Source organism: Flavobacterium sp. 3HN19-14 (genome assembly GCF_051373205.1).
In the GTDB taxonomy this organism is placed as follows: Bacteria; Bacteroidota; Bacteroidia; order Flavobacteriales; family Flavobacteriaceae; genus Flavobacterium.
Genome location: NZ_JBPPZT010000001.1, coordinates 3,297,448 through 3,313,614, shown reverse-complemented (window position 1 = coordinate 3,313,614; position 16,167 = coordinate 3,297,448). Strand labels below are relative to the sequence as shown.

At 39.1% G+C, this 16,167-nt stretch carries 16 protein-coding genes and 4 pseudogenes; 7 read left to right on the top strand and 13 right to left on the bottom strand.

Going from position 1 to position 16,167, the window contains the following annotated elements; translation table 11 throughout:
* Positions 1-103: 103 nt before the first annotated feature.
* The 3 genes from ACSLFW_RS17890 to ACSLFW_RS17880 are packed head-to-tail and all read right to left on the bottom strand — an operon-like array spanning position 104 to position 2,156.
* Positions 104-1,579 (bottom strand): T9SS type A sorting domain-containing protein, encoded by a 1,476-nt coding sequence (locus ACSLFW_RS17890; RefSeq protein ID WP_436556872.1) that lies wholly within the window; start codon positions 1,577-1,579, stop codon positions 104-106.
* Positions 1,483-1,851: a hypothetical protein gene (locus tag ACSLFW_RS17885; RefSeq protein WP_436556871.1), complete on the bottom strand. Its 369-nt coding sequence runs from the start codon at positions 1,849-1,851 to the stop codon at positions 1,483-1,485. The genes ACSLFW_RS17890 and ACSLFW_RS17885 overlap by 97 nt, the downstream gene beginning before the upstream one ends.
* 50 nt (positions 1,852-1,901) lie before the next feature.
* Positions 1,902-2,156 (bottom strand): hypothetical protein, encoded by a 255-nt coding sequence (locus ACSLFW_RS17880; protein ID WP_436556870.1) that lies wholly within the window; start codon positions 2,154-2,156, stop codon positions 1,902-1,904.
* 786 nt (positions 2,157-2,942) lie between these two features.
* On the opposite strand from ACSLFW_RS17880, the gene ACSLFW_RS17875 reads away from it, so the two are divergent.
* Positions 2,943-3,263 (top strand): hypothetical protein, encoded by a 321-nt coding sequence (locus tag ACSLFW_RS17875; RefSeq protein WP_436556869.1) that lies wholly within the window; start codon positions 2,943-2,945, stop codon positions 3,261-3,263.
* A gap of 181 nt (positions 3,264-3,444) precedes the next feature.
* On the opposite strand, the gene ACSLFW_RS17870 is transcribed toward ACSLFW_RS17875, so the two are convergent.
* A complete protein-coding gene (locus ACSLFW_RS17870; protein WP_436556868.1) occupies positions 3,445-3,720 on the bottom strand; it encodes an ATP-dependent Clp protease adaptor ClpS in 276 nt (91 codons plus the stop codon).
* 18 nt (positions 3,721-3,738) lie between these two features.
* Positions 3,739-4,571: pseudogene (prmA, locus tag ACSLFW_RS17865) on the bottom strand (50S ribosomal protein L11 methyltransferase).
* Between the two features lie 90 nt (positions 4,572-4,661).
* Here prmA and ACSLFW_RS17860 point away from each other — a divergent pair.
* Positions 4,662-5,896, top strand: a pseudogene (locus ACSLFW_RS17860) (porin).
* On the opposite strand, the gene ACSLFW_RS17855 reads toward ACSLFW_RS17860, so the two are convergent.
* The 4 genes from ACSLFW_RS17855 to ACSLFW_RS17840 all read right to left on the bottom strand — a co-directional run bounded on the left by ACSLFW_RS17855 (position 5,897) and on the right by ACSLFW_RS17840 (position 8,587).
* A complete protein-coding gene (locus ACSLFW_RS17855; protein ID WP_436556867.1) occupies positions 5,897-6,301 on the bottom strand; it encodes a VOC family protein in 405 nt (134 codons plus the stop codon).
* Positions 6,302-6,334: 33 nt separating this feature from the next.
* Positions 6,335-7,237, bottom strand: a complete 903-nt coding sequence (locus ACSLFW_RS17850; RefSeq protein ID WP_436556866.1) for a tetratricopeptide repeat protein — start codon at positions 7,235-7,237, stop codon at positions 6,335-6,337.
* 94 nt (positions 7,238-7,331) lie between these two features.
* Positions 7,332-8,084, bottom strand: a complete 753-nt coding sequence (gene tpiA, locus ACSLFW_RS17845; protein WP_436556865.1) for a triose-phosphate isomerase — start codon at positions 8,082-8,084, stop codon at positions 7,332-7,334.
* Positions 8,084-8,587 (bottom strand): TlpA family protein disulfide reductase, encoded by a 504-nt coding sequence (locus ACSLFW_RS17840; RefSeq protein WP_436556864.1) that lies wholly within the window; start codon positions 8,585-8,587, stop codon positions 8,084-8,086. Before ACSLFW_RS17840 ends, tpiA begins: the two co-directional genes overlap by 1 nt.
* A gap of 175 nt (positions 8,588-8,762) precedes the next feature.
* Between ACSLFW_RS17840 and ACSLFW_RS17835 the strand changes: the two genes are divergently transcribed.
* The 3 genes from ACSLFW_RS17835 (at position 8,763) to ACSLFW_RS17825 (ending at position 10,835) form a co-directional block, all read left to right on the top strand.
* Positions 8,763-10,163: a CotH kinase family protein gene (locus ACSLFW_RS17835; protein ID WP_436556863.1), complete on the top strand. Its 1,401-nt coding sequence runs from the start codon at positions 8,763-8,765 to the stop codon at positions 10,161-10,163.
* Between the two features lie 110 nt (positions 10,164-10,273).
* Entirely contained in the window at positions 10,274-10,582 is a 309-nt protein-coding gene (locus ACSLFW_RS17830; RefSeq protein ID WP_436556862.1) for a CotH kinase family protein, read from the top strand.
* On the top strand, positions 10,464-10,835 hold the full coding sequence (locus ACSLFW_RS17825) for a T9SS type A sorting domain-containing protein (protein ID WP_436557487.1): 372 nt from the start codon (positions 10,464-10,466) through the stop codon (positions 10,833-10,835). Before ACSLFW_RS17830 ends, ACSLFW_RS17825 begins: the two co-directional genes overlap by 119 nt.
* Positions 10,836-10,912: 77 nt before the next feature.
* Here the strand turns inward: ACSLFW_RS17825 and ACSLFW_RS17820 are convergent, their stop codons facing one another.
* The gene (locus tag ACSLFW_RS17820) at positions 10,913-12,007 is read right to left on the bottom strand and encodes a MauE/DoxX family redox-associated membrane protein (RefSeq protein WP_436556861.1); all 1,095 of its coding nucleotides are present in this window, start codon (positions 12,005-12,007) and stop codon (positions 10,913-10,915) included.
* A gap of 136 nt (positions 12,008-12,143) precedes the next feature.
* A complete protein-coding gene (locus tag ACSLFW_RS17815) occupies positions 12,144-12,683 on the bottom strand; it encodes a DUF1599 domain-containing protein (RefSeq protein WP_436556860.1) in 540 nt (179 codons plus the stop codon).
* Positions 12,684-12,814: 131 nt separating this feature from the next.
* Here ACSLFW_RS17815 and folP point away from each other — a divergent pair.
* Positions 12,815-13,644, top strand: a pseudogene (folP, locus tag ACSLFW_RS17810) (dihydropteroate synthase).
* A 16-nt stretch (positions 13,645-13,660) separates the two neighbouring features.
* Here the strand turns inward: folP and rlmH are convergent.
* A complete protein-coding gene (rlmH, locus tag ACSLFW_RS17805) occupies positions 13,661-14,134 on the bottom strand; it encodes a 23S rRNA (pseudouridine(1915)-N(3))-methyltransferase RlmH (protein WP_436556859.1) in 474 nt (157 codons plus the stop codon).
* 101 nt (positions 14,135-14,235) lie between these two features.
* On the opposite strand from rlmH, the gene ACSLFW_RS17800 reads away from it, so the two are divergent.
* Positions 14,236-15,045 carry an ABC transporter substrate-binding protein gene (locus tag ACSLFW_RS17800; RefSeq protein ID WP_436556858.1) on the top strand — a complete coding sequence of 270 codons (810 nt, stop codon included), beginning with the start codon at positions 14,236-14,238 and terminating at the stop codon, positions 15,043-15,045.
* Between the two features lie 397 nt (positions 15,046-15,442).
* On the opposite strand, the pseudogene ACSLFW_RS17795 reads toward ACSLFW_RS17800, so the two are convergent.
* Positions 15,443-16,161, bottom strand: a pseudogene (locus ACSLFW_RS17795) (DUF4197 domain-containing protein).
* Positions 16,162-16,167: the final 6 nt, after the last annotated feature.

Genomic DNA, 16,167 nt, shown 5'->3' with positions numbered 1-16,167 from the left:
CAATAAAAATAGGTAAAAACTTCGGTTTAGGTTATTTTACCAATTGAATTTAAACAAAAAAGCACGAATCGAAATCCGTGCTTTTCAAGAAAAAGATTTGTGTTTATTGAATAACTAATTTCTTGGATTCTGATTTTCCGTTGCCGGAAATGTTAACGATATACACGCCTTTTGAAAGCGTATCGATATTTACTTTCGCTTCGGTTGCATTCGGATTAATCGTCATCACGTGTTGTCCTAACATACTGACAATCGAAATTTCCTGAATGTTTTCGATGCTTGCAAAATTCACAATCTTATCTGCCGGATTCGGGAACATCGCGATTTTCGTAACCGCTTGTGTTGGAAGATTAAGGTTTTCTGTACTGAAATATACATTGTCAACATATACTTTGCTTCCGCCAGAGGCAAAAATCAATTGCGAAATGTGTTGTTTTGTAACCAATCCGGTAAAGTCTGATAACGGAAGGCTGTAAGTTATCCATTGGCCTTGCGCAGGATTATTGAAAACAAGTTCATGTTCAACATCATCTGAGCCTGGCCCGTTATAAACGCCATTTGCACCAAAATCAACCAATTTCACTTTGAAAACGGTAAAATCAGGCGACCATACATCTACATTAAAATGATCCATTGCTGTGATGTCTAATTGTGTAGCAGGAGTAGCAGTTTCAATACCGACGAAGTTTAATGAAGTATATTTTTTAGTGTCATTTCCGGCAACCTGAACGTCAGTAAGCGTCGCGTTAGACCAGTCGGTTCTCCACGTATCAACAGCCACATTAGTGTAAGCGTTACTGAACATGGAGATTACATTCGCCTGTGGCATAGTCGGGGTAGGAGCGGCAACCAAAGGATCAGTAACAGGTGGCAGGCCTACGGCTTCATTGCTGAAATAAACATTGTCTACGTAAACTTTCGCGCCTCCGGCAGCAAAAATCAACTGTGCGATATGGCCTCTTGTGGTAAGGTTTTCAAATGCCGATAGCGGGATATGATACGTAATCCATTGTGCCTGTGCCGGGGCGTTGTAAGTGATTTCGTGCTCTTTGTCATCGCCCATTCCCGTTCCGTCATAAACACCGTTGGCACCAAAATCAACTAATTTCACTTTAAAAACACTGAAATCTGCAGACCATACATTCAAATTAAAATAAGTCATATTTGTTGCATCAATTTCTGAAGTCACAGTTTCAATGCCAACGAAATTCAATGCAGTATATCGTTTAGTGTCGTTTCCTAAAATCTGGACATCTTCTAAAGTCGCATCAGACCAGCTTGTATGCCATGTATCCACAGGAACATTTGTATAAACGTTGCTGAACATCGAAATAACATCCGATTGGGGCAAAGTCGGATCCGGAGCGGCTGTCAAAGGATCTGTGTTCATAGGAGGTGGATCGTTACTGAAATAAACATTATCTACATAAACGGTCTGGCCGCCGCCAACAAAAATCATTTGTGCGATGTTGGCGCGTGTTGTCAGGTTTGTAAAATCTGATAAAGGAATGTGAAGTGTAACCCATTGGTTTTGTGCAGGATTATTGAAAGTGAGTTCGTGCTCCTTATCGTCACCCATTCCCGACCGTCATAAACCATATTGGCGCCAAAGTCGACTAATTTCACTTTAAAAACCGTAAAATTTGGTGACCAAACATCGATATTCAGGTAATCCATATTTGTCGCGTCGATTTCTGAAGCTACGGTTTCGATTCCGACAAAATTTAATGAAGTATATTTTTTTGTGTCATTTCCTGCAACCTGAACATCTTCCAAAGTTGCATCTGACCAACTTGTATGCCAGGTGTCAACAGGAACGTTCGTATAAGCATTACTGAATAATGAAATCACATCTGTCGCAGTTGGCGTAGGGGCTGCGACGGTCGGTTCTGAAACCGGGGTTACAGTGCCGGCAGAAAAAGTAACATTGTCGAAATAGACAACTTCGTCAGCGGTTCTCGCAAAATTAAAATCCGGGAAAAGATAATCTGGTCGATGTTTGTTGAGGACGGAATTCCGACTTTTCCGGTAAAATCAAAAGTCAGTTCTTCCCATTGATTGATCAAAGTATTGACTACTTTAATTTCACCTGAAGAATCACCGCTTGCAGTGGCGAATTTGATGCCAACATCACTGATGACATTTTTGTAGACCATGATTTTGATGATTGCGTTGGAGGCAGAAAGGGTGAAGGTTCCGATGTCAGAACCATGTTGTGTTTCGCAACCAGCCCATGGGTTCCCGGATTGTAATGCGGTAAATTTCGCAACCGTTGCTGAGGTGTTAATACCACTTGCATTGGGATTGGCAACAATTTCAACCGCAGGATTTGTATTGTTTTCGAAAACGGTATATGCTCAGGTTACGAACCATTTCCTCCGGGCTCCATCGTTATCGGAGCATTTTGGGAATATCCGAACGCTGTAAGCATAAGGAAAATGGATAATGTAATTTTTTTCATAATATTTTGATTAGTGTTCATCAAATTTAGGATTAGACGCTAATCATTACTCATGGCACAACTATATAAAAACTATACAGGTTGATATATTGTTTGATTAGATGAAGAAACCACATTTGTAGTGCATTTTGACTTTGACCGAGAATTTTTTTATCGATTGTATAGGTTAATTTTACACCAAATTCTTAAAGGTGTTGTGGTAATGTAAGGGTGATTTCAGCCTAAAAAGGAATTTCAATCGTTTTCGTGGGTCAAATTATTTACGAAAACGATTGCTGAAATAGCGAATTATCAAAATAAGCGAGTCAAAATAGGAATTCAAAAAAATTGAATATCGATAACTAATTGAAAACTAAACTTTCAAAATAAATTTTTCTAAAAATGTTAAGTTTAATATTGGTTTAGAAAAAAATTAACAAAAGCAACGGAATAATTTCCTATTTTTCGAGTTCTTATAAAACATAAAACTAAAATTCAAATTATGAAAAATTTCAAGGTATTATTAGCAGGAATACTATTAACAGGATTATCATTGAGTTCTTGCAGCAGCGATGACGATAATAGCGCAACATCCGCTTCAATTGTTGGAAAATGGACGCCAACCAAAACAGTCAGTAAAGTAAATGGGCAAACGGCATTAAACAACCCATACGAGGGTAATGAAGCAGGTTGCGATAAAGATTTTATTGAGTTTACGCAAGCCGGCGCGCTTAACAATACTGTGTATTTTCACAACGCCAGGATGCTTGTGAAGCAAGCACGGGAACAGCAACTACTTATGTTAAATCAGGGAACGATATAACGATCGCAGGTGGAGAATACGAAGGAACTTATAAAGTTACAAAACTGACTAATTCAGATTTGCAGATTACGGCAACGGTAACCCAATCTCAAATCACTTACGTTACAACAGAATATTTTACGAAAGTGAATTAATAAATTTCAAGTAATGAAAAAGCCCTTACAATTTGTAAGGGCTTTTTTTATATAATTTCTGCACTCAATCCTGCTTCAAGTAGTTGTGTGCATTGTGGTTTCAATTCTTCAAAAGAGCCTGTTTTTACAGTACACTTTCCTTTATAATGCACCAAAAGCGCACATTGTTCCGCCTGTATCGGCGTGTGGTTGCAAACGCGGATCAGCGTTTCAATCACATGGTCAAAAGTGTTCACGTCGTCATTGAACAACACGATTTCGTTGTTGTTACCGGTTTTGTCGTCAATCAGGACTTCTTCCTGTACTTTTTCAATCGTCTCCATAGCGTCAGATTCGGCTGATTAATTGGTATATTTCAAGGAAACCCATTGGTTTCTTTGCAGCTTTTGTCGAATGTGAGTCCGTTTTCTTTACAACATGCATCAATCGCCACGATGTCTTCTTCATAAAAACCACTCAGCAACAAAATACCGGCACTATTGAGGCATTCGGCATATTGTTGCATGTCATTCAATAAAATATTACGGTTGATGTTGGCAATAATCAAATCGTATTTTCTGCCTTTCAATAAAGAAGCATCACCTTCATAAACCGAAATATGTTTGCAATTATTGCGCCCGGCATTTTCAATCGAATTCAGGTAACACCAATTGTCAATGTCGATTGCGTCAATTGGTTGTGCGCCTTTCATTTCGGCCAAAATCGCCAGAATTGCTGTGCCGCAACCCATGTCTAAAGTTTTCATTCCGGTAACATTCATGTCTAGCAAATGCTGGATCATCATGTGTGTCGTTTCGTGATGACCGGTACCAAAGCTCATTTTTGGTTCAATTACGATTTCATATTCGGCGTTGGTTGCAGGATGAAAAGGTGCACGTACATGGCACTTACCATCAACGTCAATTGCCTCGAAATTTTTTTCCCATTCTTCATTCCAGTTGACCTGCTCGATCTCTTCAATTTTGTAGGAGATTTTGAATTCGGGAGAATCTAATATCTGGATATCTTCGAGTACATTTTCTGACCAGAATTGCTTTTGGATATAAGCCGTAACGCCGGTTTCGGTCTCTATGAAACTTTCAAAAGGCTTTTCGCCCAGCTCTGCCACGAGGATTTCAGAACCGCTGTCTTTCGGCTCGACTGTAAAATGATAACCTAAATATGTAATCGACATAATTAATTTTTTGCAAATGTAAGCATCAGTTGGCAATACACTTTGTAAACCGATATTTATTTTACTTTTGCTGTAACAAACACAACTGTCATGAAACATTTTTACTTATTGCTTTTGCTTTGCGGATTGGCCGCAAACGCGCAGGATATCGGCGTTAACAAGAAAAATAACGACCTGAAATTATCGTCATTGCCTTATTATAATTACGGAAAAGGCCTCGGCGTTACAAGTCCTGACAGTATTTTCCAGTTCAATATCAGGTTCAGGATACAAAACAGGCTTACCTATTATGAGAATGAAGGGCAAGACGGTTTTTATGAAGCACAGGTGCGCCGTTTAAGGCTGCGTTTTGACGGATTTGTTGGCAATCCGAAATTTCTTTACGTAATTCAATTGTCATTTGGCGCAGGCGACGTCGGTACTGAAAAACCCGGCGAAAACCTTAACGTGATTCGCGATGCGATGTTTTATTATAAACCTAACAGACACTGGCAATTCGGATTTGGTGTAACGAAATTGCCGGGAACGAGGCAGACCGTGAATTCTTCAGGGGCATTGCAGTTGACTGACCGTTCCATCAACAATTTTAAGTTCGGAATTGACCGTGATTTCGGTTTTCATGTTGCCAATCTTAATGAATCCAAGGATCAATTCTCCTATAATTTTAAAGGTGCAGCGACGCTTGGCGAAGGTAGAAATTGGACGACCAACAGCAATAATTCCAATTTAAAAGACAACAACGGCATTTCATTGACAGGAAAAATTGAGTTGTTACCATTCGGTACTTTCAAAAAAGACGGCCATTATTTTGAAGGTGATATCCTTCGTGAGCCAAAACCAAAACTAATGGTTTCCGGCGCTTACAACATTAACCAAAAAGCAAGAAAGACATTGGGCAAACTGGTGATTTCCTTTATGAAACCCGCGATATTTCAGGATTGCTGTTAGATGCAATCGCGAAATATAAAGGCTGGTGTGCTATTGCTGCTTATATGGACAGGCATGCAGACAATCCGGTAACGGTAAATCCCGCCGATGCGACTCTGCAACGTGCCGTTTTTACCGGTTACGGAATGGATTATCAATTGAGTTATTGCCTGCCGTCGAAATATGAATTTATTGGTCGTTATTCGATTCAAAAAGTTGATAGTGAAATCGGCGCTTTTTCGCCGAACACCGATCAATTTACTTTCGGCGTCAACAAATACATCTGGGAACACGCTTTGAAATTGCAGGCCGAATTCACCACTGAAAAGCAGACATTTATCGACAATTCAACCAAAAATAACTGGTATGTCCGCTTTCAGATAGAAATCGGAATTTAATTATTTAGGCATTTTATCGTGGTCCATGTAGAGTGCATTCCAGCGGTGCCCATCCAAATCTGCGAAAGCACAGCCATACATCCAGCCTTGGATTTCTGCAGGTTTTGCAAAAACATTTCCTCCGGCGGCGGCGGCATTCTTAGCAAAACTATCAACTTTCTCACGGCTGTCGGCACCGATTGAAATCATCAGTTCTGAGCTTTTTGAAGTGTCAGTGATTTCATTCATCATGAATGTTTTGAGCGTGTTTTCTTCAAATAACATGACAATGCTTTCGCCTATTTTAAGGCCTGCCATAGTTTCATTGTCGTTTGGAGAATTGAATTCGTAGCCTAAAGCCTTAAAGAAATTTTTAGATTTTTCTACGTTTTTTACCGGTAAGTTGAGCCAGATTTCTTGTGCCATGATCAGGAGTTTTAAGTTTAATGTATTTTAGTATTATTGTTTCTCGTTGAGTTTTTCAAGTTGTTGTTTTACGAATTCCTTCACATCATTATCGCCGTACTTTGCCGTCAATTCGTAATATTTTCGCGCATTTGCCTTATCACCTTTCGAACGATAGGCCTGTGCGAGGTTATTCAGTACGATATAATCTTTCGGATTGATTTTCTCGGCTTTGGTTAAAGTGGCGATTGCCTTGTCGTATTCTTTGTTCAGCATCTGAACGATTGAAAGATTCGAAAGGCTTTCAATATTATCAGGATAATATTTCAGAACAGTTTCAGCGATTTTCTGCATATTGGGCAACTGCGCATCGTCATTGGTGTTGTACAACTGAACGCTGTAATCCTGTATCGAGGCGAGCATGAAATTCAATGGGTCTTCTACAGGCTTGTTGTCAGTCCATGTCCATTGGTTATTGATTTTTTGCCCGAATTCAATCGCTTTGATGACCTCTTTTGTGAAATTATCGTAATCTTCAATTTTGCCAAGTATAAATGTTTTTCCGAAGCGCATATCAAGCCTTTCGGGAAATTTCGCAATGCCTTTATTGATATAAGCAAAGCCCGATTTCAGGGCATCAGCATCAAATCGTGTACTTTCATTCAGATAAAAAGCAACGCTGTCGTTCGCGTCTTTTGCAATAAAAGACTGTTTCCCTTTTTGTTTTTTATCAAGGCTGATGAGCGGCTTCATGCTTTTGGTTGCATAATAATTGAACCACGAAGTAAAAAGTTCCGGGTCGTCCGGATTTGTTTTTTCCCATTTCTGAAGCAATCTCAATTGTGCAACGGTATCTTTTTTCGTCACTAAATCCTTGAATTGCTCCTGAAAAGTCTGGGCATTCACTGAAATTACTATGATAAAAAACAATAAAGCGATATATAACTTATTCATCATATTGAATTTACGGGATGATAATTTACGAAAAATATCGGAAAAATAAAAACCCTTTCGGTCAGAAAGGGTTTTGTATAAGTGAAATCGTATTAGATTAAATTCCGTCTACAATTGCAGCAAAATCTGTTGCTTTCAAAGCCGCACCGCCAATCAATCCGCCGTCAACATCAGGTTTTCCAAAAATTTCTTTTGCATTGTCAGGTTTTACGCTGCCGCCATAAAGGATTGAAACGTCTTCGGCAACATTGCTTCCGAATTTCCTGCGAATGGTCTCGCGGATGAATTCGTGCATTTCCTGCGCTTGTTCCGAACTCGCAGTTTCGCCCGTTCCGATTGCCCAAACGGGTTCGTAAGCCAAAATGATATTTTCCCAGCTCTTTTCTTCCACATGAAAAATACCGTCGTTGAGTTGGTTTTCAACAATATTGAAATGATTGCCTGATTGTCTGTCTTTCAATTCTTCGCCAAAGCAAAAAATAACGGTCATATCATGTTTAAGCGCTGTATCAACTTTTGATGCCAATAATGCATCACTTTCGTGAAAGTAAGCGCGACGTTCTGAATGCCCGAGAATTACAGTATCAACGCCAATGCTTTTGAGCATATCAGCGGAAATTTCTCCGGTAAAAGCACCACTTTCGGCCTGGTGCATATTTTGTGCGGCAACACCGATATTGGTAAATTCGAGGTGATCGACAGCAGATGCCAGGTTGACAAAAGTTGGCGCCACGATAATGCGAACTTCCTTGTCACTTGGTAATTTATCGATTAGTTCATTTAGCAAATCTTCGGTTTCTTCTGCATTTTTGTGCATTTTCCAGTTGCCGGCAACAATTTTTGTTCTCATTATTTTTGGGTTTTTAGTAAAGCGTTTATTTTTTCGAAGTCGGTTTCGATGGCGCGGTATAGGATGATTTTTCCGGTTTTGTCAACGACGATGTAACGCGGAATCCAGTCTAAATCAATCGATTTTCCAAACGAGCCTTTCATCAGATCTTTGTCATTTACCCAAAAGTGCTGGCCTTTCAGATCGTGCTTGGCAATACCTTCTTTCCATTTGTCAACGACTTTATCCATAGAAATAAAAACATAGGCCACATCAGGATTTGAAGCTTGGAGTTCCTTGAGTTTCGGCATTGCCTTGACGCAATCACCGCACCAGGAAGCCCAACATTCAATGACAACGGTTTTTCCTTTATTTTGATTTATGATGTCGCCAAAAGTAACTTCAGCACCATCAAGAGCAGTCAGTCTTTCTTTAAGTGCTAAATCCGAAAAGCTGGTCTTTTGTGCCTTTGTACAAGCAACAGAACTGATGATGACGATTAGTGATAAAAATAAATTTTTCATTTGGATAGAATTTGATTCCACAAATTTACTTCGCTAAAATACAAAGTTTCCCAAAGATTTATTAAATATTTTCGACCAAAACACTGATGTTAAACCAATGTTAAGCGAAATGCATTTTTATATATATTTGGCTTTCTGAAAAGTCTGAAAATTCAAAGACTTTTAATTCATTTTTATGAAAAAAATTACTTTTTTACTGTTTCTTTTTTCTTCATTTTCGATGCTGGCGCAGACTTTCAATGGCAGTACAGGCGATATTTCAGATGATGGTGCTTACAATTATTACACGGTGAATGTTTCAGGGCTGACCGAAAATCTCAATGCTTCTTTAGGTTTGGTACAGGTTTGCCTGAATATTTCACATACTTATGACTCCGATTTGAATGTAGAGTTGATCGCACCGGATGGGACAACAGTAAATTTATTTTCAGGAATCGGCGGCTCCGGACAGAATTTTATCAATACCTGTCTCAATATGTCTGCCGGAACGCCAATCAACAGTGCGTCGCCGCCATTCACGGGAACTTTCAAGCCACAGGAAACTTTAGGAAATGTCAATAACGGGCAAAGCGGCAACGGCCAATGGAAACTTAGAATCCGTGATACTTATCCCGATGCCGATACCGGAACCGTCAATGGCTGGAGCATTTATTTTGCTTATGATGCGAGTGTTCCTTTTGTTTTCAGTTCGTCAAATCTACCGATTGTAATCATTGATACCGATAATGTGCCGATTCCCGATGAACCTAAAATCGACGGTACGATGGGCATTATTTACAACGGCGAAGGACAAATCAATCACATAACTGACGCACCTGACAATTTCAATGGCAATATCGGAATTGAGATGCGCGGTAATTATTCACAGGGACTTCCGCAAAAACCATATAAATTCGAAACCCGCGATGCCACACTCGAAGAACTCAACGTTTCGCTGCTCGGAATGCCCGAAGAGCACGATTGGCTTTTGATCGCGAATTACAACGATAAGGTTTTCATGCGAAATGCACTGGCATATTCCCTTTTCAGTCAAATGGGGCATTATGCCACACGAAGCCAGTATTGTGAAGTGGTTTTAAACGGCATTTATCAGGGTGTATATTTATTGATGGAAAACATTAAACGCGACCATAACCGTGTCGATATTGCCAAACTCACTGCAACCGAAAATTCAGGAATCGATGTCACCGGCGGTTATATCATCAAAAACGATTATTGGGACGACAGCAACAGTTGGCTGCTCAATTACCATCCGATTGACCATCCTTCTTATGATGTGCATCTGGTTTACGATTATCCGAAATCGGAAGATATCACGGTGCAGCAGAAGAACTATATCAAGACCTTTGTTAATGATTTGGAAACGGCCTTGTACGGCAACAATTTCGCCGATCCTGTAAATGGTTATAATAAATATCTCGACACCGATTCGTTTATAGATTATTTCATTGTCAATGAATTGGCGCGTAATAATGATGGTTTTAAGAAAAGCAGTTATTTTAATAAAGACATTAATACGCCGACTGCGATTTCAAAATTAAAAGCAGGTCCGGTTTGGGATTTTGATTGGCCGTGAAGAATATTCCCGAATGCGATATTTTCGCCGCCACTGATGGTTCAGGCTGGGCATACCACATTAACGATTGCGGACCGGATGTAAATTCGCCTGGCTGGTATGTCAGGCTGATGCAGGATCCCACATTCAGGAACAGATTAAAATGCCGCTGGACGTATTTTCGTTCGACGATACTCAGCAACAATGCGCTCAATAATTACATTGATGCAACCGCTTCAAAGTTAAATGAAGCACAGGCAAGACATTTTGAAAAATGGGGCAATCTTGGGTTAAATACCGGAACACCTGAAATTGAACAGGATCCGGAATACTTTTGCAGGTCAGATTTCCAAATTCAAAAATTGGATCACGACAAGAATAGCATGGTTAGATGCCAATATGCCGGGAAATTTAACCAATTGCAGTCTTGCTGTAAATGATGATAATTTTTATGATAACATAGGTTTGTCCCCAAATCCGGCCCACGATGAATTGGTGTTTTCTAACAAAAGCCTTATCAATACTGTAAATATTGAAGTTTTTGATATTACAGGAAAATCAGTCTTGAAACGACAATCGCTTATTGATGGTTCAAGATTGGATGTTTCCGCTTTCGCGAATGGGATTTATATGTGTAAAGTTTCCGACGGCAATTCGATTTTGAAAATTGTGAAGGTTGCTGTTGTTCATTAAAAAAACTAACCGAATTGCACAAATTTCCACGAATTTTAATTTGTGTAAATCTGTGCAATTCGTGTTAAATCAAATACTTATTTCTTCAATTCAGAAAATGGCTTTTTTGTCAGTGCATGAAAAGCTTCAGCATTAAATTTATTCGCGCCGATTCCGTCATAATAAACATATTCATTGCCATTCCATAAATATTTCACGCCAGGCGTATCGCGGTTTTGGCCCAACGCCTTCCAGAACGGAATGATTTCAATGATTTTGTAAGGATAAGTCGCGCCTGCAGCCTTAAAGAAATCCGGAATCAAATCTGATTCTTCATTCATGAAAATAATACGGATATCTGGGAAATTTTTGTCTTTTTTCTTCATTTCCGTCAGTTCTTTCGCAGCTTCACGGCAGTGGTCGCAACCAGGAACAAAATAACATAATGCTTTTTTGCCTTTATCAATATCTGCAAAATATTGCGCATTTCCTGACTTGTGTTTCGCAGGTTCGTCGATAATTTTAGGTGTTTCCTTCTTTACGGTATCTTTCGTAACAGCTACTGGCGCGGCAATAACTGTATCGGTTTGCGGCAAAACCTGTTTTTCGAATTCGGTTTCTGGCAAAGCCGGCGTTTCAACGGCAACTTCTGCCGATGGCTGAATTGGCGCGAGCATAAATACGATGAGGATAAAAGCGAACAATCCGGTTGTCAGTACCCAGAAATTGCCATTAGGCGCAATTTTTGGCAACAATCGGGATAAAATCACCAACAGAATAATGGCAACGACATTTTTGATAATGGCCTGAATTGGTGTCATCGGCAATAATTCACCAAAACAACCGCAATTTCCGGTATTTCCGGCGCTGAAAGTCACATAACTTAAATGTGCAATAAAAACTGCCAGCATCGCAATCGTCACCGGAATCAGGAATTTTTTGAGGAAATTATTCTGTAAAATCAAAAACCCTAATGCCAGTTCAATTCCGATTAAGATTCGGGAAAAATAAGGCGCGAAACTTTCTGAAAATCCCATTGGAATGAGTTGCTTCATTTCAAAAGTAGAAATTGCAAAATATGGAGAATCTAAAATTTCGCCCTTTGAAAGCTTTGCCACTGCAGAAAGAACAAATAAAAATGCAATTATTATGCGGATTGTCCAGGCGAGGTAATGTTTAGTTTGGGTAGTCATGGTTTTTTATTTTAGAAGAAAGATACAAGAGACAAGAATCAAGATATAATCATTGCCTAAATTTTCTTCCTTTGGTATTATTTACTTTTTTTTGCGTTTTTTACTCTTGCTTGTTGTTTCTTGTTTCTTGACTCTTTTATCTGAATCCCATCAAAATCAAAGCAAAAACCGAGTAATTAATCATATCCTGATAATTCGCATCGATGCCTTCGGAAACCAGCGTTTTACCTTTGTTATCTTCGATTTGCTTGACGCGCAATAACTTCTGAAGGATTAAATCTGTCAGGGAACTCACGCGCATTTCACGCCATGCTTCGCCATAATCATGATTTTTAGCTTCCATCAATTCTTTTGTGATGCGGATTTTTTCATCGTATAAAGCAATTGCTTTTTCAACATTAAGGTCAGGCTGGTCGGCAACGCCCAGTTCAAGTTGAATCAAAGCCATAATCGAATAATTGATGATACCAATGAATTCGCCGGTTTCATCTTCATCAACTTTGCGGATTTCATTTTCCTGTAAACTGCGGATGCGCTGGGCTTTTATAAAAATCTGGTCGGTTAGCGAAGGCAGTCGTAAAATGCGCCACGCACTTCCGTAATCGGTCATTTTGTTCAGATAAAGTCGTCGGCAGATGGCGATAACATTGTCATATTCCTGAGAAGTATTGCTCATTTCAGTGTATCTTTGTGTCAAGTTGCCTCAAAAATAGGAATTATTTTCGGGAGTTTACTTAAGAGAAAATTAAATAGTCGAATGTCAAAAAGCAATTTCAATTTCAAACTCAATCCGCAAATTTTAATCAAATGACTATCAACTGCAAAGGAAAACTCATCGATTTAACAACCCCGAAAGTCATGGGGATTTTAAACGCCACGCCCGACTCATTTTTGATGGCGGAAAATACAAATCCGAAAAAGAATTGCTGGTTCAGGTTGAAAAAATGTTATCAGAAGGTGCTGATTTTATTGATGTTGGCGCTTATTCGAGTAAGCCAAATGCCGAATTTGTTTCTGAAGAAGAAGAACTTTCGCGAATTATTCCCGTTGTCGATTTATTGCTGAAAAATTTCCCTGAAATTCTACTTTCGATTGACACTTTTCGCAGTAAAATCGCTAAAAATTGTATCGAAAACGGTGCTGCCATCATCAACGACATTTCCGCAGGGAATTTCGATGAAAATATGATCGAAACGGTGGCAAAACTCAAAGTGCCCTACATCATGATGCACATGAAAGGCACGCCAAAAACCATGCAATCACTGGCACAATATGAAAATATCCTAAAAGAAATACTGTTTTATTTTTCCGAAAAAGTGAAGCATGCCAGAAGTTTTGGTATCAGTGATATCATCATCGATCCGGGTTTTGGATTTGCAAAAACTTTGGAGCAGAATTTCAAAGTCCTGCAAAATCTCGAATTATTCGATATGCTCGAATTGCCGGTTTTAGCAGGAATTTCGAGAAAATCGATGATTTACAAAACATTGAATACGATTGCCGAAAATGCACTTAACGGCACCTCAGTCTTAAACACAATCGCATTAACAAAAAGCGCGAAAATCTTACGCGTTCACGATGTAAAAGAAGCTGTCGAATGTGTGAAATTATTCACAATGATGAACCCTGAACCCTAAACCCAATACCCTGAACCTATTGGTGGTGATACGGTTCATTCCGCAAAATCGTAAATCCGCGGTACAATTGCTCAATAAAAAACAACCTTACCATCTGGTGCGAAAAGGTCATCAACGAAAGCGAAATCTTGCCGTTGGCTTTGGCGTAAACCGTTTCTGAAAATCCGTAAGGACCGCCGATTACAAACACCAAAGTCTTGATTCCGGAGTTCATTTTCTTCTGTAATTCATCCGCGAAAGCGACACTTGAAAAGGTTTTTCCATTTTCATCGAGCAAAATCAACTGATCGGTTGCGGTGATTTTCGACAATATTAATTCGCCTTCTTTTTCCTTTTGCTGGCTTTCCGACAAATTCTTGACATTCTTGATGTCGGGAATAATTTCCAAATCGAATTTGATGTAGAACGACAATCGTTTCGTGTAATCATCTATTAACGACTGCAGGTTTTTATTGTCGGTTTTGCCGATGGCGAGAAGCTTGATGTTCATTTAGAAGTTGCAAAGGTTCAGAGCTGCAAAGTTGCAAAGTTTTTTCAGAAATGAGCAAATTAGGGTGTCTAATTAGTAATTTTGTAATTCAAAAAATCATTATGCCTGTTTTCACCGACCAAATTGGAAATTCCCATGTTTTCGAAACCACACCAAAACGTATTATTTCCTTAGTCCCTTCGCAAACAGAATTATTGTATGAGCTTGGCCTCGAAGACAGCATCATCGGTATCACGAAATTCTGCGTACATCCTTTTCATTTTAAATCGACCAAAAAGATTGTCGGCGGTACGAAAAAAGTGCATTTCGAAAAAATAAGGCTGCTCGAACCTGATATCATTATTTGCAATAAAGAAGAAAATACAATCGAAATTGTTGAAGAACTGCAAAAAATCGCACCGGTTTGGGTAACGAATATCATTACGATTGAAGACAATCTCGAAATGATTGATCAATTCGGAAAGCTTTTCAACAAACGCACCGAAGCACAAAAATGGCGGGATAAAATCGAATTTGCCTACAAGGATTTTCAACAATTTATGGCAGCTGTTCCAATACAGAAAGCAGCTTATTTTATTTGGAAAAATCCATATATGGTTGCCGGCTCAGATAATTTCATCAATGCAATGCTGCAACTGAACCATTTCGAAAATATTTATGCCGATAATCCGAAAACGCCCGGCCGTTATCCTGAAGTCATTATTCAGAAGATGCGCATACAAGGCAATCCGGAAGTAGTTTTCCTATCGTCAGAACCATATCCTTTTAATGATGAAGATGCTTTTGAAATCGGGAAATGCACGCACCACGCCAAAATGATTTTTGTCGATGGTGAAATGTTCTCATGGTACGGCAGCCGGATTTTAAAGGCGTTTGACTATTTTAAGAAACTCCACCAACGGATAAATTAAGCGGTTAAGCTTCGCAGTCTTCCAAAACGAGTTCTTCTTTTGGTGTAGGGATAGCAGGCGTTTCAAAATTGATTTCTGCTAATTTTTGGTATTCATTCTGAAGTTTTTCGACTTCTTTCTTTTCATTCAGTAATCCGGAACATGTGCATTTTTTTGCAAACTTAAAATACCCAACGCTAAGAAATCATTATTTTATGTTAAGATTGCCGTTAAATTATAAACAGCGGCTGTTCAAAAGTCGGAAAACAAAAAGAGCCGAAACGAACGTTCCGACTCTTTTAACTCTAACTAACCAAACCAAATATATTTACATTATTACATTACAAAATTCGTAATTTTTTCGTTTTCAATATGTTAAGGTCGTGTTATTTATTTGTTATTTATATCGTAAATGCAATTATTTATTGTCCTGCAGGGCAAAAACACGCTGCAGCAAATCAGAAGTTCTGGCATTTAAATTGTTCCGGATTTCTTTTCTTCAACGGCTACCATTTTGAAGACGCCTTTTAAAGCTTCATTGGTGACGTAGTCTTTCAGGTCGGGATTGACTTTATTGACGAGCGGAATGGCGTTATATTTCGTAATGATTTTTGCCCAGACCTGATCGGCGCCGACTTTATCCAACGATGTTTTCACGACCGGACTGAACTTCGAATACAAAGCCGTCGAAGTTGAATTTTGCAAATATAAAGTTGCAGAAGAATCATTTCCTAAAAGGATATTTTTCGCATCTGTAAAAGTCATATTCCGAACAGCATCAACGAAAATAGGCGTCGCTTCTTTCACGGCACTTTCTGCAGCGCGGTTCAGCACTTTAAGTCCTTCATCGGCGAGACTTGACAAACCGATGTTTCTCAAAGTTTTATCAACTTTCTGTAATTCTGCAGGCAATAAAATCTTGACGGCTTCATTTTTGTAAAATCCGTCGGTCGCGGTGAGTTTACTGACCTGTTTTGAAATCCCGTTGTTGAGCGCTTCTTTCAGGCCAGCGGCGATATCAGCATTACTGAGTACTCCGGCAACCGGATATTGACTAGCGATTTGCTGCAATTCCGCACAACCAGTGAACAGAAAAATTGACAGGAATATTGTTATTGTTGCGATAGTTTTTTTCATAATAAT